This is a genomic window from Nocardia sp. NRRL WC-3656 (genome assembly GCF_000720265.1).
GTDB classification, from domain to species: domain Bacteria; phylum Actinomycetota; class Actinomycetes; order Mycobacteriales; family Mycobacteriaceae; genus Nocardia; species Nocardia nova.
In genome coordinates, this window is record NZ_JOJF01000143.1 from 1 (window position 1) to 238 (window position 238).

A 238-nucleotide genomic window follows, 5' to 3' on the forward strand; every position below is an offset into this window, starting at 1 on the left:
GTCCTGGCCCGCCACGAATCACTGCGCACCATATTCCCCGCCACCGACGGCGTGCCATTCCAGCAGGTACTGCCGGCCCGACCAGGAATGTGGCGACGCCACGGCCCCGCGGCAATACCGCTGCCCGAACAAGACATCCACGACGCCTTGGCCGAACTGGCCGAATACCGATTCGACCTCTCGACCGAAATCCCCATCCGCGCCCACATCTACTCGCTCGAACCCCAACAGCACATCG

Annotated in this window: 1 protein-coding gene; it reads left to right on the plus strand. The window is 64.7% G+C overall.

Annotation, left to right across the window (positions count from 1 at the left end; genetic code table 11):
- Positions 1 to 238 (plus strand): hypothetical protein (locus tag IG65_RS35600; protein ID WP_036526746.1); only part of this gene is annotated, 238 nt, incomplete at both ends.